25 protein-coding genes and 1 pseudogene are annotated in these 25,120 nt (G+C 69.7%); 11 read left to right on the top strand and 15 right to left on the bottom strand.

Going from position 1 to position 25,120, the window contains the following annotated elements; all coding sequences use genetic code 11:
* Positions 1-369 (top strand): annotated as a pseudogene (locus ACFWIW_RS40410) (acyl-CoA desaturase); the annotation flags it as partial.
* A 4-nt stretch (positions 370-373) separates the two neighbouring features.
* Here the strand turns inward: ACFWIW_RS40410 and ACFWIW_RS40415 are convergent.
* Genes ACFWIW_RS40415 through ACFWIW_RS40430 form a run of 4 tightly spaced genes read right to left on the bottom strand, consistent with a single transcriptional unit; the run spans position 374 to position 3,384 of the window.
* Positions 374-1,168: an alpha/beta hydrolase gene (locus ACFWIW_RS40415; protein WP_378373328.1), complete on the bottom strand. Its 795-nt coding sequence runs from the start codon at positions 1,166-1,168 to the stop codon at positions 374-376.
* Between the two features lie 2 nt (positions 1,169-1,170).
* Positions 1,171-2,112 (bottom strand): sigma-70 family RNA polymerase sigma factor, encoded by a 942-nt coding sequence (locus ACFWIW_RS40420; RefSeq protein WP_378373329.1) that lies wholly within the window; start codon positions 2,110-2,112, stop codon positions 1,171-1,173.
* 5 nt (positions 2,113-2,117) lie between these two features.
* Entirely contained in the window at positions 2,118-2,774 is a 657-nt protein-coding gene (locus tag ACFWIW_RS40425) for an enoyl-CoA hydratase-related protein (RefSeq protein ID WP_378373330.1), read from the bottom strand.
* Between the two features lies 1 nt (position 2,775).
* Positions 2,776-3,384 carry a TetR family transcriptional regulator gene (locus tag ACFWIW_RS40430; RefSeq protein WP_378373331.1) on the bottom strand — a complete coding sequence of 203 codons (609 nt, stop codon included), beginning with the start codon at positions 3,382-3,384 and terminating at the stop codon, positions 2,776-2,778.
* A 132-nt stretch (positions 3,385-3,516) separates the two neighbouring features.
* Here ACFWIW_RS40430 and ACFWIW_RS40435 point away from each other — a divergent pair, with 132 nt between their 5' ends.
* The gene (locus ACFWIW_RS40435) at positions 3,517-3,864 is read left to right on the top strand and encodes a DoxX family protein (protein ID WP_378373332.1); all 348 of its coding nucleotides are present in this window, start codon (positions 3,517-3,519) and stop codon (positions 3,862-3,864) included.
* Between the two features lie 65 nt (positions 3,865-3,929).
* On the opposite strand, the gene lexA is transcribed toward ACFWIW_RS40435, so the two are convergent.
* Positions 3,930-4,586 (bottom strand): transcriptional repressor LexA, encoded by a 657-nt coding sequence (gene lexA / locus ACFWIW_RS40440; RefSeq protein WP_378373333.1) that lies wholly within the window; start codon positions 4,584-4,586, stop codon positions 3,930-3,932.
* Positions 4,564-5,025: a nuclear transport factor 2 family protein gene (locus tag ACFWIW_RS40445; protein ID WP_378373334.1), complete on the bottom strand. Its 462-nt coding sequence runs from the start codon at positions 5,023-5,025 to the stop codon at positions 4,564-4,566. The genes lexA and ACFWIW_RS40445 overlap by 23 nt, the downstream gene beginning before the upstream one ends.
* A gap of 128 nt (positions 5,026-5,153) precedes the next feature.
* On the opposite strand from ACFWIW_RS40445, the gene ACFWIW_RS40450 reads away from it, so the two are divergent.
* The gene (locus tag ACFWIW_RS40450; protein ID WP_378373335.1) at positions 5,154-5,588 is read left to right on the top strand and encodes a hypothetical protein; all 435 of its coding nucleotides are present in this window, start codon (positions 5,154-5,156) and stop codon (positions 5,586-5,588) included.
* 1 nt (position 5,589) lies between these two features.
* Here the strand turns inward: ACFWIW_RS40450 and ACFWIW_RS40455 are convergent, their stop codons facing one another.
* Together ACFWIW_RS40455 and ACFWIW_RS40460 are read right to left on the bottom strand one after the other, a co-directional pair.
* Positions 5,590-6,027, bottom strand: a complete 438-nt coding sequence (locus ACFWIW_RS40455) for a MarR family winged helix-turn-helix transcriptional regulator (RefSeq protein WP_378373336.1) — start codon at positions 6,025-6,027, stop codon at positions 5,590-5,592.
* A gap of 7 nt (positions 6,028-6,034) precedes the next feature.
* Positions 6,035-6,889: a helix-turn-helix domain-containing protein gene (locus ACFWIW_RS40460; RefSeq protein WP_378373337.1), complete on the bottom strand. Its 855-nt coding sequence runs from the start codon at positions 6,887-6,889 to the stop codon at positions 6,035-6,037.
* Between the two features lie 102 nt (positions 6,890-6,991).
* On the opposite strand from ACFWIW_RS40460, the gene ACFWIW_RS40465 reads away from it, so the two are divergent.
* The 3 genes from ACFWIW_RS40465 to ACFWIW_RS40475 all read left to right on the top strand — a co-directional run bounded on the left by ACFWIW_RS40465 (position 6,992) and on the right by ACFWIW_RS40475 (position 10,401).
* Positions 6,992-7,897 (top strand): MBL fold metallo-hydrolase, encoded by a 906-nt coding sequence (locus ACFWIW_RS40465; RefSeq protein ID WP_378373338.1) that lies wholly within the window; start codon positions 6,992-6,994, stop codon positions 7,895-7,897.
* 9 nt (positions 7,898-7,906) lie between these two features.
* Positions 7,907-9,172, top strand: coding sequence for a carboxylesterase/lipase family protein (locus tag ACFWIW_RS40470; protein ID WP_378373339.1), 1,266 nt, complete (start codon positions 7,907-7,909; stop codon positions 9,170-9,172).
* A gap of 98 nt (positions 9,173-9,270) precedes the next feature.
* A complete protein-coding gene (locus ACFWIW_RS40475) occupies positions 9,271-10,401 on the top strand; it encodes an FAD-dependent oxidoreductase (RefSeq protein ID WP_378373340.1) in 1,131 nt (376 codons plus the stop codon).
* Between the two features lie 6 nt (positions 10,402-10,407).
* Here the strand turns inward: ACFWIW_RS40475 and ACFWIW_RS40480 are convergent, their stop codons facing one another.
* The 4 genes from ACFWIW_RS40480 to ACFWIW_RS40495 form a co-directional block, all read right to left on the bottom strand.
* The gene (locus ACFWIW_RS40480) at positions 10,408-10,938 is read right to left on the bottom strand and encodes a hypothetical protein (RefSeq protein WP_378373341.1); all 531 of its coding nucleotides are present in this window, start codon (positions 10,936-10,938) and stop codon (positions 10,408-10,410) included.
* 71 nt (positions 10,939-11,009) lie between these two features.
* Positions 11,010-13,613: a hypothetical protein gene (locus tag ACFWIW_RS40485; protein WP_378373342.1), complete on the bottom strand. Its 2,604-nt coding sequence runs from the start codon at positions 13,611-13,613 to the stop codon at positions 11,010-11,012.
* 76 nt (positions 13,614-13,689) lie between these two features.
* Positions 13,690-14,826 (bottom strand): NlpC/P60 family protein, encoded by a 1,137-nt coding sequence (locus ACFWIW_RS40490; RefSeq protein ID WP_378373343.1) that lies wholly within the window; start codon positions 14,824-14,826, stop codon positions 13,690-13,692.
* A complete protein-coding gene (locus ACFWIW_RS40495; protein WP_378373344.1) occupies positions 14,826-15,785 on the bottom strand; it encodes a nucleoside hydrolase in 960 nt (319 codons plus the stop codon). Before ACFWIW_RS40495 ends, ACFWIW_RS40490 begins: the two co-directional genes overlap by 1 nt.
* Before the next feature lie 53 nt (positions 15,786-15,838).
* Here ACFWIW_RS40495 and ACFWIW_RS40500 point away from each other — a divergent pair, with 53 nt between their 5' ends.
* On the top strand, positions 15,839-16,597 hold the full coding sequence (locus ACFWIW_RS40500) for an acyltransferase (RefSeq protein WP_378373345.1): 759 nt from the start codon (positions 15,839-15,841) through the stop codon (positions 16,595-16,597).
* Positions 16,598-16,827: 230 nt separating this feature from the next.
* On the opposite strand, the gene ACFWIW_RS40505 is transcribed toward ACFWIW_RS40500, so the two are convergent.
* Positions 16,828-17,394 (bottom strand): NADAR family protein, encoded by a 567-nt coding sequence (locus tag ACFWIW_RS40505; RefSeq protein WP_378373346.1) that lies wholly within the window; start codon positions 17,392-17,394, stop codon positions 16,828-16,830.
* A gap of 95 nt (positions 17,395-17,489) precedes the next feature.
* Between ACFWIW_RS40505 and ilvA the strand changes: the two genes are divergently transcribed.
* The gene (gene ilvA / locus ACFWIW_RS40510; RefSeq protein WP_378373347.1) at positions 17,490-18,746 is read left to right on the top strand and encodes a threonine ammonia-lyase IlvA; all 1,257 of its coding nucleotides are present in this window, start codon (positions 17,490-17,492) and stop codon (positions 18,744-18,746) included.
* A gap of 53 nt (positions 18,747-18,799) precedes the next feature.
* Here the strand turns inward: ilvA and ACFWIW_RS40515 are convergent, their stop codons facing one another.
* Together ACFWIW_RS40515 and ACFWIW_RS40520 are read right to left on the bottom strand one after the other, a co-directional pair.
* The gene (locus tag ACFWIW_RS40515) at positions 18,800-19,624 is read right to left on the bottom strand and encodes an NAD(P)H-binding protein (RefSeq protein WP_378373348.1); all 825 of its coding nucleotides are present in this window, start codon (positions 19,622-19,624) and stop codon (positions 18,800-18,802) included.
* Positions 19,625-19,702: 78 nt separating this feature from the next.
* Positions 19,703-21,130 (bottom strand): short-chain fatty acyl-CoA regulator family protein, encoded by a 1,428-nt coding sequence (locus ACFWIW_RS40520; RefSeq protein ID WP_378373349.1) that lies wholly within the window; start codon positions 21,128-21,130, stop codon positions 19,703-19,705.
* Between the two features lie 228 nt (positions 21,131-21,358).
* Here ACFWIW_RS40520 and aceA point away from each other — a divergent pair, with 228 nt between their 5' ends.
* From aceA to ACFWIW_RS40535, 3 genes are all read left to right on the top strand, one after another.
* Entirely contained in the window at positions 21,359-22,645 is a 1,287-nt protein-coding gene (gene aceA, locus ACFWIW_RS40525; protein ID WP_072030536.1) for an isocitrate lyase, read from the top strand.
* A gap of 101 nt (positions 22,646-22,746) precedes the next feature.
* Positions 22,747-24,351, top strand: coding sequence for a malate synthase A (gene aceB, locus ACFWIW_RS40530; RefSeq protein ID WP_378373350.1), 1,605 nt, complete (start codon positions 22,747-22,749; stop codon positions 24,349-24,351).
* A gap of 454 nt (positions 24,352-24,805) precedes the next feature.
* Complete coding sequence (locus ACFWIW_RS40535) at positions 24,806-24,937, top strand: hypothetical protein (RefSeq protein WP_255431505.1); 132 nt, start codon at positions 24,806-24,808, stop codon at positions 24,935-24,937.
* The last annotated feature ends 183 nt before the right edge of the window (positions 24,938-25,120 follow it).

Below are 25,120 nucleotides of genomic sequence, written 5' to 3' on the forward strand. Positions count from 1 at the left end.
GCGGTCACCGCGTTCTTCTGGGCGAGCCTGGTCCGGGTGGCGCTGCTGCACCATGTCACCTGGTCGGTGAACTCGCTGTGTCACCTGATCGGCGATCGTCCGTTCGCCGCGCGGGACAAATCCGCGAACTTCTGGCCGCTCGCCATCGCCTCGATGGGTGAGTCCTGGCACAACTCCCACCACGCCGATCCGACCGGCGCCCGGCACGGAGTCCGCCGGGGTCAGCTGGACATCTCCGCGCGGCTGATCTGGTTGTTCGAGAAAGCGGGCTGGGCGACCGACGTCCGCTGGCCCAAGGCCGACCGGCTCAGCCGCAAACTCAACCCCGGCCACGCGTTGTCGATGCGCCGCCGGGCTCGGCGAGCCTGAGCCCTCAGCGGATCGCGCCCGCGATGGCGTCGATCAGCTCCGGCCCGTCGGAGAACACCGGGTCGTTGTGATCCGCGCCGGCGACTTCGATCGTCCTGGCGCCGGCGGCCCGTGCCACGTCACGGCTCTGCTGGGCGGGGACGATCGAGTCCTCGGAGCCGAACACCACGGTCACGGGCGCCTTCACGCGCGCGACGGTGTCCCTCGTCGGGAACTCGTCCCGCAGCAGCCAGCGGACCGGCAGGAACGGGTAGTGCCGTTGCCCGACCGACGCGAGGTCGACGAACGGCGAACGCAACACGAGCGCGGACGGCGGGCGTTCGACGGCCAATTCGGTGACGACCGCCGAGCCGAGACTCTCGCCGAAGTAGATCAGTGGCGTCCCGGCCTCGCGTACCAGGAAGTCCTGCGCGGCGCGGACGTCGAGCGCGAGCCCGTCTTCGGACGGTGCGCCGGGATTGCCCCCGTATCCGCGATAGTCCAGTAGCAGCACCGAGAGCCCGCGGGCGGTCAGCGCGCGGGCCAGCGGCGCGCGGAACGACCGGTTCCCGGCGTTGCCCGGCGCGACCAGGACGGCCGCTTTCGCCCCGGCGACCGGGAAGTACCAGCTCGCCAGGCGCAGCCCGTCCGAGGTGGTGAGCGTGACGTCCCTGCCGCCGGGCAGGACCGCGGCCGCACCGGGTGGCGGACCCGCCTCGGGCAGGTAGATCAGTTTGCGCTGGAAGGCGAACGCGCCACCGAAGACCACACCGACGAGGGTGACGGCCACCGCCAGCGCGATCAACACCTTCTTGCGCATGCTCAAGGCCTCGCCGGGGGAAGACCGAACCTCGCGAACAGTTCCGCGTCGAGGAACGAGGTGATGTCGCGGATCCGATCGTCGCGAAGGGACAGCACGTTGATCGACCAAGCGTGGTGGACGGCGTCCGCCGATTCGCCGAGGTAGCAGGCGACGGCGGGCTGGCCGTTGGCGGTGACGACCTCGGTGCGCCAGCTCGGGCACCGGCCGAGCGGGACCTCGGCGGCGAAGCCGGCGACCGCCTCGATGCCGCTGTACCACTGCGCGAGTGGCGGCATGGACCAGGTGACGTCCTCGGCCAGCAGCGCCACGAGCGCATCGGCGTCGCCACGCTCCAGCGCGGCGGCGAAGCCCGCGGCGATCTCGCGCGTCCGGCTGTCTTCCGGCCTGCCGCCGGGTGGCGGGACCTTTTCCGCCACGATCGCCCGCGCGCGCTGCAGCGCGCTGTTCACCGCCGCGGCCGAAGTGTCCATTGTGGACGCGATTTCGGCGGCGGAGAAACCGAGGACGTCGAAGAGCACGAGCGCGGCCCGCTGGTTGCCCGGCAGGTGCTGCAGCGCGGCGACGAACGCCAGCTCGATGGCCTCGCGCCGCTCGTACCGGGTTTCCGGGCCGTCGGGGTACGGGCCGAGCCACGCCACCTCGGTGAGCGGGGCCTGTTCGAGCACGACTCGCTCGCTCGACGGGCCGAGGTCCATCGGCAGCGCCCGTTTCCCGCGCGCCGCCGCGAGGTCGAGGCAGGTGCGGGTGGCGATGGTGTAGAGCCAGGTGCGCATCGAGCTCCGGCCCTCGAACCGGTCCATTCCGCGCCAGGCCCGCAGGAGCGCGTCCTGCAGGGCGTCGTCGGCGTCGTGGGCCGAGCCGAGCAGGCGATAGCAGTGGGCGTGCAGCTCGCGGCGCAGCGGCTCGACCAGGCGATCGAACTCCGCTTCGTCGGTACGCACGACGGCTACTTGGCCCGGAGCGCGGTGACGGCGGGGGTGAACATCGTCGTCTTGATCGCGGACAGCGTGCCGCGGTCCTTCCCCGCCAGCGGGCGGACGAGATCGGCCGCGTACTCCAGCAGCGCGGGCTTTTCGGCGACGGCGTCCACGAGCCCGAGATCCCGCGCGTCGGTGCCGCCGAACCGTCGTCCGGTGGTCATCGACGCGATCGCGGCCGCGGGGGTGAGCTTGCTCTGGATCAGCGCCGCCATCCCCGGCGTGAACGGGATGTTGATATCCGCCTCGGGGAAGCAGAAGTACCCGCGGTCGGCACGCATCACCCGGAAGTCGTGCGCCATCGCCAGCATCGCCCCGGCGCCGAAGGCGTGCCCGTTGATCGCGGCGACCGTGTGCACGCCGAGGGTGAGCACACGGGCCAGCAGTTCGTGGACGTCGGCGACGTACTGCGCGGCCCGCGCGGGGTTGCTGGTGAGCCAGTCGAGGTCGAGGCCGTTGGAGTAGAACTTCCCCGAGCCGACGGTGACCAGTACCGCCGGATCCGGATAGGCAACGACGGTGTCCAGCTGGGAATGGACGGTTTCCAGCCAGGACGGCGAGAACCGGTTCTCGTCGTCCCCGAGGTCCAGCAGGAACACCGGGGCGTCGTGGCGCAGAGTGGGCATGTCAGTCCTTCCGTGGGGGTGGGAGCAGGAGTATGGCGTGAACCGCGGCGGACAGCCGGGCCCGGGCGTCTTCGGAGATCGGCTCGCCCGCGGCGAACGCGCGGCGGAACAGGGCCGTCGGCAGGTCGACGACGCAGGTCGTCAGCACTTCGACGGCCTGCGCGTCCCGCCTGCCCCACAGTCGTTCGGCGAGCGTGACGAGAAGCCTGACCAGGCGTTTGTCGAGTGCGGCGAGATCGCCTGCGAGGTCTTCGGGCACCTGCGTGCCGAGCAGATGCTCCTTCTTGACGGTGATGAGCAGGCGAGCCGCCTCCGGACGACGGCAGGCGAATTCCGCCGGTGCGTCCGCCGCGGCCGCGACCGCCGCGGCCGGGTCTTCCGCCTGATCGGCCAGCTCGGTCTGGAGGTCGAGAAAGGCACTCGCCGCGCGGAGCCAGACACGGGCCAGCAGCGCGCCGAGCGAGCCGAAAGCGTGGTAGATCGTCCCGTTGGACACTCCCGCGGCGGCCGCGAGGGACCGCACGGTGACGCCCCGGGCACCGACCTCGACGACGAGGCGCTCGGCCGCGTCGAGCAGCCTGTCCAGGTCGTGCACGCGGGGCCGGGGCATGGCGAGAGGATAACAGAGCGCTTGCTCTAAAACGGCGGAACCCTGTGACGTGCTTCACCCCGCGTGCTGTCACATCGGGCCGGTGGCCGGGGTCAACCCCACGAATCACCGAGAAGCCGAGGAGAAACCGAAATGACCACCGCCTATGTCATCGTTACCGTCGTCGGAGCGTTCATGGCCGCGTTCTCGGCCGCCTCGATCTTCTTCCGCGCCAAGTGGGTCGTGCGGCCGTTGGCGGACTACGGCGTTCCCCGCGCCTGGTGGACCCCGCTCGGGGTCGCCAAGGCAGCGGGCGCGCTCGGCCTGATCGCCGGCCTGTGGGTGCCCGCGCTCGGCGTCGCGGCCGGGATCGGCCTGGTGCTCTACTTCACCGGTGCCGTGATCACCGTGCTCCGCGCGCACTGGCCGTCGCACGTCGCGTTCCCGCTGATGTACATGGCGCCTGTCGCCGCTTCACTGGTGCTGGGTTTCGCGGCCTGACACCTGGGGACCGCACCGCGGTGTCGTGGCCGGAAGCTCTGCTCCCGGCCACCGGCAAAACCGTGTCAGACGCTGCGCAGCACGGAAACCACGACGCCGAGCACGGTCGCGCGGTCGCCGTCGATGACGTCGTAGGCGGGGTTGCGCGGTTCGAGGTACACGTGGCCGTCGCGGCGGCGGTACACCTTGACCGTGGCCTCCTCGTCGATCATCGCGGCGACGATCTGGCCGGAGTGCGCCTCCTGCTGCTGCTTCACCACGACGATGTCGCCGTCGCAGATCGCCGCGTCGATCATCGAGTCGCCGCGCACCCGCAGGCCGAAGACGTTGCCCCGACCGGTGAGTTCACGCGGAAGGGTCATCACGTCGTCGACGTGCTCGACGGCGGAGATCGGCGTGCCCGCGGCGATGTCACCGACGACGGGGACCGGCACGGAGTCCTCTGTGGACTCCTTCGACGCGGTGCCGGGTAGGAAGGCGCGCACGTCGATGGGGCGCGAGATCGAGCTGCTGCGGCGGAGGAAACCCTTCTCCTCCAAGGCCGCCAGATGTTTCGACACCGAGGACGTCGAGCGCAGCCCGACCGCTTCGCCGATCTCGCGCGTGCTCGGCGAGTAGCCGTACTCCACCACCCATTCGCGGATGGTCAGCAGGATCTTCTGCTGCCGCTCCGGCAGGGAAGCGGCTTCCTCGAACAGCTCAAGATCGTGGTAGGCGGTCATCAGCGGAATGGTAGTTCGTGCAGGCGGCCGCGATCGCCGCGGTGTCCCAGTAGAACGGCCGCACCTCGGCGATGCGCCCGTCCTGCACGGTGATCGTCTGCAGGATGGGGAAATCCAGCTCGCGGCCGGTCGCCCTGGCCCGGACGTGCACGTGGGTCAGGACCACCAGCGGATCGGTCTCGCTCAGGAAGCTCTGGTCCACCATGTCGAAGACGTCCCAGGTGTCGCTCATGGCGACGAAGAACCGCTCCATGCCTTCGTGGCCGCGCCAGATCCCGCCGTAGGGCAGGCCGTCCGCCTGGTGCAGCACCACGTCGGGGGAGAAGAACGGGGCGAGTGGCACGAAGGACGCCTTTCCCGGGCCGCCCGCCGCGAAGTACTCGGCTTCCGCCGCGTACATGCCCTTGAGTACGGACAGTGCGTCTGTTGTCGTCGTCACGACACCCACTGTGGTGTCCGGCGTGGCCGATCGCTGGCGGTTATCCGTCGTGGAGATCGGCCGGATGGCGGCGCGGCCGGACCGAAAGTCCGATCCCGCGAGCGTTTCCGCGAGGTTGACTCGATCGTATGAACACGAAGATCACCGCGGCGGTACTCGCCGCAGCGACGGCCACGGTCGCCCTGTCCGGTTGCGGGCTCAAGGAAGGGCTGACCGAAAAGGCGAACGGACACGTCAAGACGGTCGGCTACGCGACCGGAGCGGAAGGCAAGCGGGACAAGGACGCCAGGCTGCCGGAGTGGGTGCCGGACGGGGCGGCGTCGGTCACGGAGGTCATCCGGACGACGGGTTCGGAGCGGCTCCTGAAATTCACCGGCGGGACCTTGCCCGCGCTCTGCGTGCCGGGAGCGGCCGCGACACAGGCGGCCACGCTCTCCGCCCAGTGGTGGCCGCAGGGTCAGGAGAGCAGGACCGACAAGGTCTGCGGCGAATGGCATGTGCTGGTCCAAGGCTCCGACGTGTACGCGTTCAAGCCGGAAACACTGGTGAACACGAGGTCCTGAGTCATTCCTCGGGCGTGAGCGCGTCGGCGCAGACGGCGAGATCGTGCACCAGCCGCTCCCGCCCGGCTTCCGAAAACGGCGCGAGCATGCGGTCCTGGACCTCGCGCACGAGGCCGCTCGCGGCGCGGAGCTGGGCGCGTCCGGCGGGGGTGAGCGTGCTGGGCAGGGCGCGGCCTTGCGGCGCCGTCGCCGGACGGGTGACCAGCCCGCGGTCCTGCAGACCGCGCAGGACCAGGTTCATCGACTGCCGGGTGACGAACACGGCCCTGGCCAGTTCCGCGTTGGACAGCCCCGGTCGCTGCGAGAGCACTTCGAGGCAGGAGTACTGCGGCACGGTCAGGTCGAGGGGCCGCAACGCGGTGTCCATCGCCGTCCGGAGTGCCGTCGCCGCCCGCTTCAGCAGGTATCCCGCGGATTGGTCCAGTGGTCCGACCGTCATGTCAGCATCATGACATATTCGCGATCTGGCGGAGCAGTGCGAGGGCCTGCTCGCCCGAAGAGCCCGCCGGGGTCGTGCACACGATCAGCGACTGGTCCGGTGAACGGGCGATCGACAACGTCTGCTGGGTCACCCGGACCGCGCCGACGACCGGATGGCGCAGTTCGTAGGACTCGGCGTCGCAGGGCCGCACGCGATGGTCGCTCCACAACGCGACGAACTCGGGGCTCTTCATGGTCAGCTCGCCGATCAGTTCCGCGAGCAGCGGGTCGTCGGGATACCTGCCGACGGCGATCCGCAGGCTGCCGACCACCGCACGGATCTTCCGCTTCCAGTCGGAGTACAGCTCCCGGCAGTGCGGGTCCAGGAACAGCATCCGGCTCGTGTTCGGCCGTCGTGCCGGGTCTTCCGGGGCGTGGAAGTCCAGATGCCCGCCCAGCAGGGCGTGGCCGAGCGCGTTCCACGCCAGGACATCGGAGCGGCGGCCGAGCACGAGCGCGGGAGCGTCCACGGTGCCCAGGAGATCCCGCGTCTCGGCATGGAGCTTCTCGGGCCGTGGACGGCGCGCCCGCGGGGTGCGGCGGGCGGCACCGGCGAGCCGGTCGAGGTGTTCGCGTTCGTGGTCGTCGAGCCGCAGCGCGCGGGCGATGGCGTCCAGCACCTCGGCCGAGGCGCCGCGGGACATGCCCTGTTCCAGCCGCGCGTAGTAGGAGACGCTGACCCCGGCGAGCTGGGCCAGTTCCTCACGCCGAAGCCCCGCGACCCGGCGACGCGACCCGTAGTCACGCAGGCCGACGTCTTCCGGCAGCAGCCGCGCCCGTCGTGCCTGCAGGAAGTCGCCGAGCGGGCCAGGTCCGTCCATGGGGCCGAGTATCCGGGGCGCGGTCCGCGTCAGCCACACCCTCCCAGTGGGAGGACAAGCGGGGCGTGGTCCGCTGCCTGCCGGGCCGCCAGGCTCGGGGACATGGACGAGATCACCATCGGAGACGTCACGGTCACCCGCGTCAAGGAGTTCTACGGTTCGCTCGGCATGTCCCCGGCCGAGTTCCTGCCGGACAGCCCCGACGGGGCGTGGGACGAACACCGCGGCTTGCTGGCGCCCGATTTCTGGAACCCGGGGACGAACGAGTGCCGCGCGGCGCTCCAGTCCTGGCTGATCCGCAGCGAAGGGCGCACGATCCTCGTCGACACCGGCGCCGGCAATCACAAGGACCGGCCGTACGCGGCGGTGTGGAACCGTCTCGACACCGCCTATCTCGACAACCTCGCGGCCGCCGGGGTGCGGCCCGAGGACGTCGACGTCGTGGTCAACACCCATCTGCACATCGACCACGTCGGCTGGAACACCCGGCTCGACGGCCGGACCTGGGTGCCCACCTTCCCGAACGCCACCTATCTGATGCCCCGGCCCGATTTCGACTTCTGGAACCCGGCCGAAGCGCACGATTCCGTGCTGGGGCGTGGAAATCAGAACGTCTTCGAGGACAGTGTCGCGCCGGTCCACGAGGCGGGGCTGACCCACCTGTGGGATGGCACGTACCGGATCGACCGCAATCTGCGGCTGGATCCCGCGCCCGGTCACACGCCCGGCTCGTCCGTGCTCACCCTGGAATCGGGCGGGGAGCGGGCGTTGTTCGTGGGCGACCTCGTGCACACCGCGCTGCAGATCGTGGAGCCGGACACCAATTCGCCCTATTGCGAAGACCCGGTGGGATCACGGGTCACCCGGCACAAGCTGCTCGGCCAGGCCGCCGACGAGCACGCGCTCCTCTTCCCGGCGCACTTCGGCGCACAGGGCGCCGTGCGGGTCGAGCGCCGCGGATCGAAGTTCGCGATCGCGCGGTGGGCCGCGTTCTCCCCGCTCTCCTGAGGAGTTTTCGTGTACGTGCGAACAGAAACCCCGGCCGGTGCCGTGCGTGGCGGCCGTGATTCCTTCGGCGAGCTCTATCGCGCCATCCCGTACGCGGCGGCGCCGATCGGCCCCGGCCGTTTCCTCCCGCCGGCGCCGCATCCGGGCTGGTCCGGCGTCCGCGACGGGACCCGGCCAGGGCCGACGGCTCCCCAGCCGGTGCGCGATTTCGGCGGGCTCGACATGAAGCCGTATTTCGGGCCCGGCTGGGTGCGCGGCGAGGAGTACCTCACCGTCGACGTCCGGACACCCGCGGCGGACGACGGGCGGCGTCCGGTCATGGTCTTCGTGCACGGCGGCGGTTTCGTCACCGGTTCGGCCCGCGCCGCGCTCTACGACGGGAGGGCGTTCGCGCGCGACGGCGTCGTCCTGGTGACGGTGAACTACCGCCTCGGCGTTCCCGGTTTTCTCGATCTGGAAGGCGCTCCACCCAACCGGGGCCTGCTCGACGTGCTCGCCGCGCTCCGCTGGGTGCGGGACACGGTCGCCGTGTTCGGCGGCGATCCGGGCAACGTCACCGTCTTCGGGCAGTCCGCGGGAGCGACGCTCGCCGGCGCGCTGCTCGCGACGCCGCGGGCCAAGGGACTGTTCCGCCGGGCGATCGTCCAGAGCGGCAGCGGAACCGGCGCCTTCACCCCGGAGCAGGCGGCCAGGGTCACCGCCGCGGCCGCTTCGGCGCTGGGTACCGAGGCCACCGCGAAGGCGTTCGGCGAGATCCCGGACGAGCGGTTCCTGGAGATCCTGCCCGCGCTGGCCGGGCTCGAGCTGCGGACCGAAACCGCCGCGGATCCCTTGGCCGGGCTGAGCCCGTTCAGCCTCGTCTTGCCGGTCCAGCCCGCCGACGGTCCGCTCGACGGCGACGTCGCGCTCCTCATCGGTACCAACACCGAGGAAGGAAACCTTTACGGCGAACCGAATCTCGGACAGACGCTGTTCGGGGCGGGCACCGAACGTCTGGCGCGGGCGCACGCGGCGATCTCGGCGGGGCACACCCACCGGTACTCGTTCGGCTTTCGGTCGACGGCGCTGAACGGACGGCTCGGCGCCGCCCACACCGTCGAGCTGCCGTTCGTCTTCGACGTCGCGAACGAGCCGTGGCTGCACGGGGACACCGGTCTGCTCGGTCCCGATCCGGTTCCGGAAGGTCTCGCGGCCAGGGTGCACGGCGCGTGGGTCGCGTTCGCGAGGACGGGTGATCCCGGCTGGAGCGGGGATGCCGTCGAGTTCTTCGGCTGACAGCGCCTGCCAGACCGGTGCCAGCGTCGTGTGCGGCGGCTGACAGCGGCCCGCGACACGCTCTGGAATGTCATTCCAGAAGCGACCGAGGGGTCACCATGAACACACCAGTCACGATCATCGGCGCCGGTCTCGGCGGGCTCACCTTGGCCAGGGTCCTGCACGTCCACGGCATCCCGTCCACGGTCCACGAAGCGGAACCGTCGCCGGCCTCGCGGCTGCAGGGCGGGATGCTCGACATCCACGATTACAACGGCCAGCTCGCGCTCGAAGCCGCCGGGCTGCTGGACGAGTTCCGTGGCATCGTCCTGGAAGGCCGCCAGGCGCTGCGGGTGCTCGAACAGGACGGGACCGTCCTGTTCGAGCGGGGCGACGACGGCACGGGCGGCCGCCCCGAGGCGCAGCGCGGCGACCTGCGGCGGATGCTGCTCGACTCGCTCCCCGAAGGCACCGTCCACTGGGGACACAAGGCCGTCGGTGCCCGGACGCTCGGCGACGGCCGCCACGAGGTGACCTTCGGCGACGGCTCCACCGTCGTCACGGGTCTGCTGGTCGGTGCCGACGGGGCATGGTCACGGATCCGGCCGCTGCTCACCGGCGCCGTTCCCGAGTACTCCGGCACGTCGATCGTCGAGACCTACCTGTACGACGCGGACACCCGGCACGCCGCCGTGGCCAAGACGGTCGGCGGCGGATCGATGTTCGGGGCCGGGACCACGGAGGGCATCAGCATCAACGCGCACCGCGAAAGCGGCGACACGCTGCACGCCTACGTGGAACTCGGCAAACCGCTGGAGTGGTTCGACGCCATCGACTTCTCCGACGCCGAAGCGGCCAAGGCGCGGATCGCGGCGGAGTTCGGCGGCTGGTCGCCGGAGCTCACCGCGCTCATCACCGAAAGCGACATCGCGCCGATCCACCGCCCGGCCTTCGCCCTGCCGTCCGGGCTGCGCTGGGAGCGAGTGCCCGGCGTGACCCTGCTCGGCGACGCCGCGCATCTCGCGCTGGCGAACGGGGAAGGCGCCAACCTCGCGATGCTCGACGGCGCCGAACTCGGCAAGGCGCTCGCGGCGCGTCCCGGCGACGTCGAGGCCGCTCTCACCGAGTACGAACACGACATGTTCGTGCGCTGTGAGACGCCCATCGAGGAGGACTTCCTGGTGGAAAGCATCTTCGGCGAGGACGTTCCCGAGCGGCTGCTCGCCATGTTCGAGGAGCGGAAGGCCTAGGGTCTTTCAGGCCCAGCCGATCCGCTCGTGGAACGGCGTGATCCACGCCCGGAAACGATCTCCGTGGGCTTCGTGGGCGGCGGCCACGACGGCGTCCGGATCCTCGGACGGCGTCAGGCCCCGCCCGCGGAGCCACTCGGCGAACAGCTCGTGCGAGCCGCTGTGCTCGTCGTCTTCCGCCCGGTAGTAGCAGGCCGAATCGTGGTCGACCATGATCTCGGCGTCGAAACCCAGCAGCCGCAGGAAATCCGTGAAGTCGCGGGCGACGACGTGCTCACCGCCCTCGTCGCCGAAGACCACGATCGGCGACCGGGCGAGGTCCGTCTCGTCGTCGGCCTGCCAGATCGCGTAAGTCGAGCCGCTCCCGTTCGCCTGGGCGAAGGGGATCACCCGCGAGAGGAACGCGGGATCGTCGAGTTCTTGGGGGAAACGGCTTTTGTCGTCGTAGTCGTACAGCTCGAAACCGTCGGCGAGGTAGTCGCGGGTCGAGTCGTAGAGGTCCTTCAGCTCGTTCAGGACCGGAATCGGTGAGTACACGCGGTCACTTTAAGCGGGCTTGGCCTCGGCGGCCCCGCTCCCCGCCGGGAACGGGGCCGCCGGTCACGCGGTCACCTGACGTACACCGAGTAGCCGATACCGCCCGACTTGGTGCCGTCGGCCGTGTTGCCCCGCACGTGGACCGAGTAGATGCCTCGCTCCGGTGGGGTCCACGTCATCGTGCCCGCACCCGAACCGTCCGCCGGTACGGTGATCTCCTCGGTCACCGCACCCCGGTCGTCCCGGACGGAATAGGTGTACGAGACGATGCCCGGCATCCCCGGGGCGAAGGTGAACGTCCCCGGCACACCGGCGCCGCCCGACCACTCGCCTTCCGGATATTCCTTGGACGACACGTACGGCGCGCTCAAGATGTTGAAGGAGTACGTCTTCTCCTGCGAGGAGACGTTGTCGGCGGTCACCGTCCGCACCCGCAGGTTGTGGAAGGCCGAGCCTTCCGGTGGCAGCGGGGGAGTCCACGGCAGCACGGCGCGCCCGTCCTGAACGGCCGTCTGCTGGAACGGACCCCAGTCGAACGAGTACTCGAACCGCACCGCGCCCGGCTGGCGGGCTTCGAACGTGAAGCTGCCGGGGAAAACCCGCCCGTTCGCCTGGAACTCCTTCGAGGTCACCGCCGGATCGTTCGTCACCATCCACGTGATGTTGCCCGTCGACGACCACACGCCCGCCGTGTTCTTCGCGCGCACCAGCATCTCGTAGTCGCCGATCTTCGGTGGGGTGTAGCTCACCGTCGCGGTGTTCCCGCTGACCGGCACGGTCCACCTGGTCGCCGGGTCCGCCGCCAGCCAGTACTCGAACTCCGCGGCGTTCGGCATCGGGGTGGTGAACGTGAACCTGGCGGCCCTGCCCTCCGTCGCGATGTCGCCCTCGTAGCCGACCGTCGGTCGCCAGGTGTTGAGCCACAACCGTTTCTCCGTCACCGGGGACAGCCCGCCGGACGCGTCACGGGCCTGGACCCGCAGCAGGTTCTGGTCGGCCGAGGTGAATTCGACCGGCAGCGAGGCGGTCTTGTCGGCGTTCGCCTTGACCGTCCACTTCGTACTCTCGGCACTCGCGAACCAGTAGTCGTACTCGACGACGTCCGGCATCCTCGGTTTCGCCGTGTAGGTGGCCGAGGTGCCGAGGTCGACGTTTTCGGGCCCGCTCACCACCGGTGACGCGTCGACGAGGAATCGGTACTCCCGTTCCGGCGACTTCACGCCCGATGCGTCGGTGCTGCGCACGAACAGCACGTGTTCCCCACCGGTGGACGGCGTGAGCGTCACCTCGGCGACGCCGTCCTGGCCTGCCGTGACCGTGGCGGACGCGCCGTCGTTCAGCCGGTGGTCGTACGCCACGACGTTCGGCATCGCCGGCGCGAACCGGAACACGCCCGGTACGCCGATGCCGCCGTCCGGGCCACCCTGCGGCGGGTAGCGGTCGGACGTGACCGTCGGCCGCGTCTCCTTGACGATGAACGAGTGGTAGGTGCTTGGCGAGAGGTTGCCCGCCCGGTCCCACGCCCGTACGACCACCGAATGCCAGCCGTTGGACGTCGGCGTGAAGCCGACGGTGGCCGTGCCGTCGGGGCCCGCGGCGATCTCCCGCATGTTCCCGCCGAAGTCGTAGTCGTAGCGCACGACGTCGGCGGAACCGTTGGGGGAGAAGGTGAACTGGCCCGCCACGCCGACCCCGCCGCCCTCGGTGCCCGCCGGGTACGTCGCGGAGGCGACGGCGGGCGCGTTCGGATCAGTGCGATCGACGGTGAACCGGCACGAGCCGGTCGTGGACGACTTCGCCCCCCAGCTGTCCTGTGCGTAAACCTCCCACGCATACGTACCGTCGGCGAGGTCCCAGGTGTCCGGGTACGCCTCGGCGGGGTTGCCCGAACCGGTACCCGTGCGCCGTTGCGACGGGTCCGCCACCGGCCACCACGTGAACTGCCCGAACGTGAAGTCGCCGTTCGGGTCGGACAACTGTGCGCTCAGCTTCGCCTGGCGGCTCACCAGCGGTCCGGTGCCGTCCTTGGCACAGGGTTCGTCGTTGGTGCGCAGGTCGGTCGGCGTCGCGGGCGGAGCGTTGTTCACCACCCGCAGCGTCGCCGGGGACTCGATCCTCCGATAGAACGCCGGGTCCGCCTCGTGGGCTTCGGCGACGCGGAGGCCCAGCGTGAGGTGGCGGGCCTTGTGTTCGATCGCGTCCCGCACCGCGGAGGTGACGTCGAAGGTGGCGTGGTTGTCGATGCAGGTGTTGTCGGCACCCCTGGACGCCACCCGCGTCCGCTCCGCCGGGCGGTTCTGCCAGGTCGACTGCTTGGTGTAGGTGGAGGTCCGCCACACCTCGGTGGCGCGGCTGTCGCAGCTGACGTAGTGCGTCTCGCCCGCCGACAGCAGCACCGTCGTGAACGGCGCACCCCGCAACGAGCTCAGGTCGAAATTCACGTATGAGCGTTGCAGGTGCGGTGTGGTGTCCCAGGTGCCGACCGGCAGGGTGCCGGACGGCTTGAAGTAGGCCGTGTTCGGTGTCGCCGAGTCGACGTAACCCCAGGACGTCGCGGACAGCGTCACTTCCGAACGCTGCTGACCGGTGGTTTCCGCCGCGATCGCGCCATCGGTGAAGGTGAGCGCGATGGTGAGCGCGACGGCGGGCAACGTCAGTGATCTTCGTAAGGTCATGCTGGCCCTCCCTTGTGGCATGCACGACGTACACGCCTCAAGGGAAGGGTTGGTTGCCCGATGGTTCAGCCGCGCCCTAAGCCGTCGGGCGGCCCGCTCCGGCGTAGTCGTCACCCTGCTTCCGGTAGGTGTGCACCTGCACCGCCTGCCCGGTCTGCGGGGCGTCGATCATCTGCTGGTTCCCGATGTACAGCCCGACGTGGTGGATCTTCGTGTTCGGCTCGCCGTAGAAGATCAGGTCGCCCAGCTGGGGATCGGTCACCTTGTTCACGCTGTGGTACTGGGTGTGGGCGGTGCGCATGAGCTTGACGCCGGCGCTGGCGTACGCGGCCGTCGTCAAGCCGGAGCAGTCGAAACCGGGGTCGCTGCCGCCGGTGCCGTTGCCGCCCCAGACGTAGGGCAGCCCGATCTTGTCGATGGCGAAGTTGACCGCGCTCAAGGCCGCCGCGTTCGGCGGCTGCGGGTTCTGGCCGACCGTGCCGTAGACGTTCACCGTCGCGAGCGTGCGGTGCATCAGCAGCGGCGCGGGCTGCAGGGTGCTGACGGCGTTCCACCACGTCTGGCCCTGGCCGAGGTCACGGCCGCCCGCGCAGAGGGCGCGCCCGGCGGTGAGCGTGGCGTCGTCGATGTTCTGCGGGTCCGGTTTCCCGCCGCTCGCCGAAGCCTTGAACCGGTCCCACACCGACGGCGTCAGCTGCAGCGGGCCGCTCGCGTTCGCGGACGAGACGACCTTGTTGTAGAAGTCGCGGACCTCGACCGCGCCGAGCGGTTTCGTCAGCACGCCGTCGGCGTTCAGCCCCGAACCGGCGGCGCGGCCGTGATCGGAGGCGATCTTGCCGAGCGCCGCGAGCGTCACCCAGGACAGGCGGCAACCCGGCGTTTCCTTGCTCAGCGCCACGGTGGTCTTCGCGTACCCGGTCATCGCGCGCAGCGGGATGTCGAGCCAGCCGCTGGTCTTCGACACCCAGGCGTCGAACTCCTGCCCCATCTGCTGCGGGACCTTCGGCTGTTCCTTCGGCATCTCCGCCGGGGCGGAAGACGACGGCGACGGCGACGGTGGCGCGGCCGGGGCCGAGGATTCGACGGCGGCGGCCTCCGTTTTCGGCTCGTCCTTCGGCGCGAACGTGATGGCGGCGACCAGTGCGGCGCCCGCGACGACGACCGCGGCGGCGATCACCGGGAGTCTGCGGCGGCGCGAGGTTTCCTGTTCCATCACCGGCCCCCGGTGATCCGGCCGAGGACGAACTCGCGGAAGGCGTCCACGTCGGTGGTCAGCGCGACGTCGATGGTGCGGCCGGGTACGGCCTGCGGATCGGTGCTTCGCAGCCTTCGCCGGTCCACCAGTGTCGCGCCGCGGGCGGGGCCGAAGCCGCACTCGACGTCCACGGGGTACGACTCGACGTCGAGGATGCCCGGCTTGATCGCCTCGGCCACCGCGACCGCGTCGTGCATGACCATCCCCGGCATGCCGAGGATCGGGGTGTAGTGCTCGACGTAGGTGGGTGTCAGCGCTTCGAGCGCCGCGCCGAGCGGCCCGGACGCGGCGAGTTTGCCGAGCCAATCCGTGTCGACCGAGCACTGGTGCGTGATGTCCAGCGGGACCAGCACCGTCGGGATGTCCTCGTCGGCCAGCACCCGGCGCGCGGCCTCGGGGTCGCTCCAGATGTTGAACTCGGCGGCCGTGGTCGAGTTCCCCTTGGTCACCCCGCCGCCCATGACGACGATCCGGCCGATCTTCTCGCGGATGTCCGGATGCGCCGCCAGCAGCAGCGCGATATTCGTCAGCGGGCCGATCGGGGCGATGGTCACCGGCTCGTCGGCGGCTTCCAGCAGATCCACCAGCAGGCGGACGGCGCCGCGTTCGTCGAGCGGGCGTTTCGCCTCCGGCAGCGTCCCGGCGTGGCCGGACAGGCCGTCCTGGCCGTGGACGAACCCGGCGGGTTTGGCGTTGTCGTAGACCATCGGCCGCGCGGCGCCGGCGGCGACAGGGACGTCGTCGCGGCCGAAGAGCTGGAGCAGGCGGCGGGCGTTGGCGGTGGTGTGGCTCAGCGGGACGTTGCCGAACACCGTGGTCACGCCGAGGAGTTCGACGTCCTCCGATTGCGCGGCCAGCGCCAGCGCGAACGCGTCGTCGACCCCCGGGTCGGTGTCGATGATCAGCTTGGTGCCCATGCGCGTGCTCCCCTTTGCGGTCGGCGGCCTGTTCACAGGTTACGGTCACCGGTATGACGTCCATGTGGGGTGCGCCCGCGCTGTCGCGGCTCCGCGCTTGGGGCCAGGCCCGTCGTGATCCGCGTCAGGCGAAGTTCCTGACCAAGGACTCGCTGCGCTGGGTGCTGCGAAACCGCGCGTACACGCCTTGGTACCTGGTCCGCTACTGGCGGCTGCTGAAGTTCCGGGTCGCGAACCCGCACATCATCCTGCGGGGGATGGTGTTCCTCGGCAAGGACGTCGAGATCCACTGCCGTCCCGGCTACGGCCGGCTGGAGATCGGCCGCTGGGTGCACATCGGCGACGGGAACGCGATCCGCTGCCACGAGGGTTCGCTGCGCATCGGCGACAAGGCCGTCTTCGGGCGGCAGAACGTCCTCAACGGCTACCTCGACATCGAGCTCGGCGCGGCCACGCTCGTCGCGGACTGGGTGTACATCTGCGATTTCGACCACGTCACCACCGACATCACCGTCCCGATCAAGGACCAGGGCATCGTGAAGTCGCCGGTGCGGATCGGGCCGGACACCTGGATCGGCACCAAGGTCTCCGTGCTCAAGGGCACCCGGGTCGGCCGCGGCTGCGTCCTCGGCGCGCACGCCGTGGTGCGAGGCGAGATCCCGGACTACTCGATCGCCGTCGGCTCGCCGGCGCGCGTCGTCCGGAACCGGCAGGACGACTACGCCGCCGACGCCGCCCGTCGCGAAGCCGTCGCCGACATGGCGCGCAAGGCGAACAAGGCACTGCAGAAAACCCTGGGCGTCGACTCGTAACTCGCGTGACGTCCGCCCGATCACGCGTGTCGTCCATCTGATCACGCGTGTCGTCCGCTGGATCACCCCTGCCGTCCGCCTGGTCACAGCCACCGGCCCGGTCGGCAGGACAACAGTGGGGAACTGCCTGGCGGATCCGGCCGACTCGCGTGATCAGACGGACGACACGCGTGCTTGGACGGCCGACTCGCGTGCTTGGACGGACGACACGCGTGCTTGGACGGACGGAACTAGCCGCGCAGCTGCTCCCGGACCTCCATGAGCGCGAAGCCCAGCAGGTTCTGCCCGCGCCAGTAGTCGGGGCGGGTGGCGTTCTTGTCCTCGCGGGCGAGGCCGCTGCCCCAGACCAGGTCCATCCTCGACGCCTCGACGATCACCTTGTCGCCCGTGCTCAGCAGGAACTCGCGCTCCTCGGCGTGCTGGCGGAACTTTTCGAGGTTCCCGTCGATGACGATGTCGAAGCGGTGCCGCTCCCACACCTCGGCGTCGAAACCGGAGACCTCACGGCCGAGGATCTTGGCGGTCTTGGGGTCCGGTGCCTGACGGATCTTCGCCGCCGCCTCCTGATCGCCGAACAGTTCCGCCTTGCTCGCCATCATGTAGTGCTCGGCCGTCGGGTACCGCTCGCCGCCGGCCACGAACGGCGCCAGCCACCACTGGCTCAGGCAGGCCGCGTTGACCCGGCCGCTCTTGAGCGGGGTGTGGCCGTAGAAGAGCTGGTACCCGGGCTCCGCGCCACTGTGGACCAGCTCGCGCAACGCATCGAGACTCCGGACTCCGTCGACCTTGCTCACCATGGCGACCAGTGGACCACAGGCCACCGACAACCCGGTGAAGCACCCACTGGACCACTCTCCGTCGTGGCCTGGGGAGGTCAGTACATTCAGCATTCGTGCAAGGGATCGAAACGGTGAGCGCCCGAACGGTCGAAGAGGCCGCCAAGCGATTGGCCGGGGTGGTGACCCGCACGCCGCTCGAACCGAACGAGCGGCTTTCGGCGCGGGTGGACGCCCGGGTCTGGCTCAAACGCGAAGACCTGCAGACCGTGCGCTCGTACAAGATCCGCGGCGCCTACAACTTCATCGTCCAGCTCGACGCGGAGCACCGGGAGCGCGGCGTCGTCTGCGCGAGCGCGGGCAACCACGCGCAGGGTGTCGCATACGCGTGCCGACGCCTCGGCGCGAACGGCCGCGTCTACGTTCCCGGCACGACTCCCCGGCAGAAACGTGAGCGGATCGCGACGCTGGGCGGCTCGCATATCGAGGTCATCGTCGTCGGCGAGACCTACGAGGACGCCTTCACCGCCGCGAAGCACGACGCTGAGACCACCGGCGCGACTCTGGTCCCCGCCTTCGACGCGCCGGAGACGGTCGCCGGGCAGGGCACGGTCGCGATGGAGGTCGTCGCGCAGCTCGGGTTCGTCCCGGACGTCATGGTGGTGCCGGTCGGCGGGGGCGGCCTGCTCGCGGGGATCGCCGCGTGGGCCGCGGAACGCGCGCCGGAGATGCGGATCGTCGGGGTCGAGCCGTCGGGCGCGACCTGCATGGCGGCCGCGCTGGCGGCGGGGGAGCCGGTGCGACTCGAAAGTGTCGACACCTTCGTCGACGGCGCGGCGGTGGCGCAGGCCGGATCGGTGACGTATCCGCTGGTCCGCGACGGCGGTGTCGAGCTCACCGACGTCGCCGAGGGCGCGATCTGCACCGAGATGCTCGCGATGTACCAGTCCGACGGCGTGATCGCCGAACCCGCGGGCGCGCTCGCGACCGCCGCGCTCGGCACCACGGTGAAGATCGACCCCGGGCAGATCGTGGTGTGCGTCGTCTCCGGCGGCAACAACGACGTCAGCCGCTACGGCGAAGTGCTCGAACGGTCGCTGATCCACGAAGGGCTGAAGCATTACTTCCTGGTGGGTTTCCCGCAGGAGCCCGGCGCGCTGCGGCGGTTCCTCGACGAGGTCCTCGGGCCGGACGACGACATCACGCGGTTCGAGTACGTGAAGCGCAACAGCCGCGAGACCGGTCCGGCGCTGATCGGTGTCGAACTCGCACGGCCCGGTGACCTGGAAGGTCTGCTGCACCGGCTGGACGCCAGCCCGCTGCAGGTGGAGCGGGTGGAACCGGGCAGCCCGCTGTTCCACTTCCTGGTTTAGAGCCTCGTGAGTGGCAAGGACGGTTCTAACCGTCCTCGCCACTCACGAGGGTTTCAGCGGAAGGCGGCCAGGTGCGTCCGCGCCCAGGTCGCGAACGGCCGCGGCTCCCGGCCGGTCAGATCCTGGACGGCACCCGTGACCTCGGAGTCGTCGAACTCGCCCTCGGCGAAGAAGCGGAAGAAGGCGTCGACGTACTTCGCCGGCATCTCCGCGCTCATCGTCACCCGGGCTTCGGCGTCCGACAGCGGATCCAGTCGCAGCTCCCGTCCGAGCAGTTCACCGAGGACACGGAGCCGGTCGGCGGGCCGGAGCGAACCCGGACCGGTGATGGCGTACGCCCGGCCCTCGTGTCCCGGCGTGGTCAGCGATTCCGCGGCGACGGCGGCGATGTCGTACGGGTCGATGGTCGCCACCGGGACGTTCGCGAACGGCTCGCGGACGACGTCCCCCGCCCGGAGCTGCGGGATCCACTGCAGCGTGTTCGACATGAACCCGCTCGGCCGCAGGAAGGTCCACGCCAGCTTCGAAGCGCGCACCGCCGCCTCGGCCGCCATGTGCATCCCGGCGACGGCGTTGTCCGCGTGCCCGCCGACGACCGAACGGGACGACAGCAGCGTCACCTGTTCGACCCCGGCGTCCCGCATCACCGCGAGCGCGCCCGGCATGTCCTCGTAGCCGCCGAGCAGGAACACCGCCCGGACACCCTCCAGCGCGGGCTTCAGGCTCGTCGGCTCGTTGAGATCCCCTGTCACTCCTTCGACGCCGTCCGGCAACGGCCGCGGCGTGCGGACCAGCGCCCGGACGGGATACCCGCCGCGCGCCAGGATTCCGGTCAGTTCCGAGCCGACGTTGCCGCCTGCCCCGGTCACCAAGATCATCCAGTTCTCCCCAGTGCGGTGGCCGCCGTCGCAGGCGGCGGCCGTCGACGGCAACCCTGCCAGGCGGAACAGGACGGCTCAAGGCGACTTGGGCACCGCCGGGTACGGGACGAAGGTGCTCGTGTTCTCGTCGACGGTCAGCTGCTTGCCGATCGTCGGGAACGCGCGCTGCGAGCAGGCCGGGCGTTCGCAGACTTTGCAACCCATGCCGATCGGGGTGGCCGCGGCGCGGTCGTCGAGGTCGAGCCCGGTCGAGTAGATCAGCCGTTTCGCGTGCCGCAGTTCGCAGCCGAGGCCGACGGTGAACGTCTTGCCGGGGCTGCCGTAGCCGCCGATGTTGCGTGACACCGTCCGCGCGATCCAGAAGTAGCTCTTGCCGTCGGGCAGGGTCGCGATCTGGGTGAGGATCTTGCCGGGCTGGGTGAACGCCTCGTAGATGTTCCACAGTGGACACGCGCCGCCGACGCGGGAGAAGTGGAAACCGGCCGCGGACTGGCGTTTCGACATGTTCCCCGCCCGGTCGACGCGCACGAACGAGAACGGCACGCCGCGGTTCTTCGGCCGTTGCAACGTCGAGAGCCGGTGGCAGACCGTCTCGAAGCCGACGCCGAAGTGGTCGCACAGCCGCTCGATGTCGTAGCGGAAGCGTTCCGCGGTCGACAGGAACGGTCCATAGGGGAGGATCAGCGCGCCCGCGAAGTAGTTCGCGAGCCCGACCCTGGCCAGCGAACGCGCGGCGGGCCCGGAGAACGCCCACGAGTCGGCGAGTTCGGTGATCAGGTCGTCGTATTCGAGCAGGGCGATCTGCGAAGCCATCCGGAACGCCTGCTGCCCGACGCGCAGGCTCGGCGCCAGCCGCAGCACCCTCGGCCCGGGTTCGTAGCGGTGCTGTTCGCCGTTGGCCTCGTCGATGCCTTCGTTCGTGACGTCGACGCCGTAGCGCTGGATCAGCGTTTCCTTCAGCGCGGCGAGCACCTGGCCACGCTGCAGCGGGATGTCGTGCGCCATGCGTTCGGCGCGTTCGTCCAGCTCGGCGACGTAATTCTCCCGTTCGTAGAAGAAGTCGCGGACCTCCTCGTGCGGCAACGAGCCCGCCGCGCTGCCGTGCATGCCCAGTCCGTTCTCCGTGGTCAGCGCGGCGGTGTTCTCGACGGCGTTGCGGTAGCTGCGGTGCAGTTTGACCAGGGCCTGGGCGATCGTCGGCAGGTTCGTGGCCAGGTCGTTGAGCTCGCTGGTGGTGACGTCCACGCCGAGGACCTCGTCGAGCAGCGCCTCCTTCACGTCCGCGACCAGCCGGGCGGTGTCGTTGTTCGCGAAGAACTCGGTGTCCACTCCGAACGCTTGCGTGATGCGAAGGAGCACCGGGACGGTCAGCGGACGCGAGTTGTGCTCGATCTGATTGAGGTAACTGGGTGAGATCTCCAGCACACGAGCCAGATCCGCCTGGCTCATCGACCGGCTTTCGCGCAGATGCCGCAGCTTCGCTCCGGCGAAGGTTTTGTCCACTGAGGCCTCTCTGTCCGCAAGGTTTCCGGGCCTGAACGATTCAGTGAACGGTCAAGCCCGTGGATTTTGCCCTGGCTTGCGAACCTGCGATTCGCAACCTTTGCAAGATGCTACGGAAGCTTCGCAGAAATTGGCAAATTGGAGGGCTGGATCGGATTTCCCCAGTCATGTCAGGGTCGGATCAGGAAAGGCGATCACTCGCAAACTTCGCAACACCGGGAGAATCCGATGACTCAGCACGCGCAGCAGCTGGAGCAGGCGGCCGCCGAACTGGCCAAGCAGTGGGAGACCGACCCCCGCTGGGCGGGCGTGAAGCGGTCGTACTCCGCGGCTGACGTGGTCAAGCTGCGCGGCAGCGTGGTCGAGGAGCACACGCTCGCTCGCCGCGGCGCCGAGAAGCTGTGGGACCTCCTGCACAACGAGGACTACGTCCACTCGCTGGGCGCCCTGACCGGTAACCAGGCCGTGCAGCAGGTCCGCGCCGGCCTCAAGGCCATCTACCTGTCGGGCTGGCAGGTCGCCGCCGACGCCAACCTCTCCGGCCAGACCTACCCGGACCAGAGCCTCTACCCGGCCAACTCGGTGCCCGCCGTCGTCCGCCGCATCAACAACGCGCTGGGCCGCGCCGACCAGATCAACTGGGCCGAGGGCAACACCGACATCGACTGGTACGCCCCGATCGTCGCTGACGCCGAGGCCGGCTTCGGTGGCCCGCTCAACGCCTTCGAGCTGATGAAGGGCATGATCGCCGCCGGTGCCGCGGGTGTGCACTGGGAGGACCAGCTCGCTTCCGAGAAGAAGTGTGGTCACCTCGGCGGCAAGGTGCTGATCCCGACCAAGCAGCACGAGCGCACGCTGAACGCCGCCCGCCTCGCCGCGGACGTGCTGAACGTGCCTTCGCTGATCGTCGCCCGCACCGACGCGCAGGCCGCCACGCTGATCACCAGCGACGTCGACGAGCGTGACCGCAAGTACGTCACCGGTGAGCGCACCGCCGAGGGCTTCTACAACGTCACCAACGGCATCGACCCCTGCATCGACCGCGGTCTCGCCTACGCCGAGTACGCCGACCTGCTGTGGATGGAGACCTCCAAGCCGGACCTCGAGGTCGCCCGCCAGTTCGCCGAGGCGATCAAGGCCAAGTACCCGGACCAGATGCTGGCCTACAACTGCTCGCCGTCGTTCAACTGGAAGAAGCACCTGGACGACGCGACGATCGCGAAGTTCCAGCGCGAACTCGGCCACATGGGCTACAAGTTCCAGTTCATCACCCTGGCCGGTTTCCACGCCCTGAACTACTCGATGTTCGACCTGGCGCACGGTTACGCCCGCGAGGGCATGACCGCCTACGTCGACCTGCAGGAGCGCGAGTTCGCTTCGGAGGACCGCGGTTACACCGCCACGAAGCACCAGCGCGAGGTCGGCACCGGCTGGTTCGACAACGTCGCGACCGCGCTGAACCCGGAGAGCTCGACCACCGCGCTCGCCGGTTCCACCGAGGCCGAGCAGTTCTGATCTCCCGCAATTAGGTGCCAGGTGGCGGTCTCTCGACTCCCAGGGGAGACCGCCACCGCCCTTCCCCCTCTATCTCTCGCGAAGCCCAGCGGAGGCACACCATGGTTGAGAAGCTGAACTACCGGATCGACGTCTGCGGACCCGCCGGTGACCGGTTCGCCGAGATCCTCACCCCGGCCGCGCTGGACTTCGTGGCCAAACTGGACAACGCGTTCGCCGGCCGCCGCCGCGAACTGCTCGACGCGCGCCGCCTGCGCCGCGAGAAGCTGCAGTCCGGTGAGGAGCCGCTGGGCTTCCTGCCCGAGACGCACGCGATCCGCGACGACAGCAGCTGGTCGGTCGCCCCATCCGCGCCCGGTCTCGAAGACCGCCGCGTCGAGATCACCGGCCCGACCGACCGCAAGATGACGGTCAACGCGCTCAACTCCGGCGCGAAGGTCTGGCTCGCCGACTTCGAGGACGCGACGTCGCCGACCTGGCACAACGTCATCGACGGGCAGCTCAACCTGTTCGACGCGATCCGCCGCAACATCGACTTCACCACCGAGGCGGGGAAGCGCTACACGATCGGCGACGAACCCGCGACGATCGTCGCCCGCCCCCGTGGCTGGCACCTGGTGGAGAAGCACATCCGCATCGACGGCCGCCCGGTCTCGGCGAGCCTGGTCGACTTCGGCCTCTACTTCTTCCACAACGCGCGCCAGCTGCTGGCCCGCGGCAGCGGCCCGTACTTCTACCTGCCGAAGCTCGAGAACCACCTCGAAGCGCGGCTGTGGAACGACGTCTTCCTGCTGGCGCAACGGGAACTCGGCATCCCGCGCGGCACGATCCGGGCCACCGTGCTGATCGAGACGATCACCGCCGCGTTCGAGATGGAGGAGATCCTCTACGAACTGCGCGAGCACATCGCCGGGCTGAACGCCGGCCGCTGGGACTACATCTTCAGCGTCATCAAGAACTTCTCGTCGCACGGCGCGGACTTCGTGCTCCCGGACCGCGCGCAGGTGACGATGACCGTCCCGTTCATGCGGGCCTACACCGAACTGCTGGTGCGCACCTGTCACAAGCGCGGGGCGCACGCCATCGGCGGGATGGCCGCGTTCATCCCGAGCAAGGACCCGGAGATCAACGCGACCGCGCTGGAGAAGGTCCGCCAGGACAAGGAACGCGAGGCGAACGACGGTTTCGACGGCTCGTGGGTCGCGCACCCCGGCCTCGTCCCGGTCTGCCGCGAGGTGTTCGACAACGTCCTCGGCGGCTGGCCGAACCAGCTCGGCAAGCTCCGTGAGGACGTCGTCGTCACCGCCGAGGATCTGCTCGACGTCGCCAGCGCGGGCGGCGAGGTCACCGAAGCGGGTGTCCGGGCCAACATCAACGTCGCGCTGCGCTACATCGACGCTTGGCTGCGCGGCACCGGCGCGGCGGCGATCCACAACCTGATGGAGGACGCCGCCACCGCCGAGATCGCGCGCTGCCAGGTGTGGCAGTGGATCCGCAACGGAACGAAGCTCGAAGACGGCACCGCGCTCACCCGCGAGCTGGCCGTGTCCTATTTGGACGAAGAGCTGGCGTCGGTGCGGGCGGAACTGGGCGAGGACACCCGTCTCGGCGACGCCTACGAGATCTTCACCGAGACCGCGCTGGGCGAGAAGCTGCCGAGCTTCCTCACCACCGGCGCGTACGCGCGATACCTGACCACTCACTGAATCAGGCTCCGGCCGCCCCTACCTGACGCGGGGCGGCCGGGTTCCACACCGGTTTGGGACGGTGTGGCCCAACGGGTCCGGTGGCGGAGGCTCCCCGCCACCGGACCCGCTTCACGCGCGCGCCCCTCCGGTAGCGCCAGTCGGGCGTGCGCCTCGCCGCGGAGACCCCGCCCACCCCCACACCGCAGTGGGCGGGGTCTCCGCGGCTTTCCCATGCGTGACTCGCGTGTTTAGAGGCGTAACTCGCGTGATTGAAGGCGTAACACGCTGATACGGCTCCAATCACGCGAGTTACGCCCTCAATCACGCGAGTTACGGCTAACGGGACCGGACGAATCGGTCACGGACCGCGATTAGGTAGGGGTACCTAGTGATACCCCCGTTGTTTCGGCGGCGGGTCGCGCGGATGCTCGGCGCCGGGTGGGAAATCCGCCCGTTTCCCCGAGGAGCCAGCATGAAGAAGCAGTTGAGAACGCTCTTGGCCGCGACCTTCGCCGTCCTCGCCGTCGCCCTCGCCGCGCCCGCGGTGTCCGCTTCGGCCGGGGTCCCGGTGCAGCCGGACTGTGTCCGGCCTTGCCACTTCTGATCTTCGCCACCTAGAGCAGACCCGGGGGTCGCGCCCCTCGCGACCCGCGACGCTCGTGGAGGGGGATCCGGGTTCCCCGACGTCCCGGATCCCCCTTCGCCCCCGACCTCCCGCGGCACGCATGTCGCGAAAGCCACTTTCGGGACATCAGACGTCGCGAAAGTGGCTTTCGCGACATGCCCC

It is taken from the genome of Amycolatopsis sp. NPDC058340 (genome assembly GCF_042723975.1).
Classification (GTDB): domain Bacteria; phylum Actinomycetota; class Actinomycetes; order Mycobacteriales; family Pseudonocardiaceae; genus Amycolatopsis.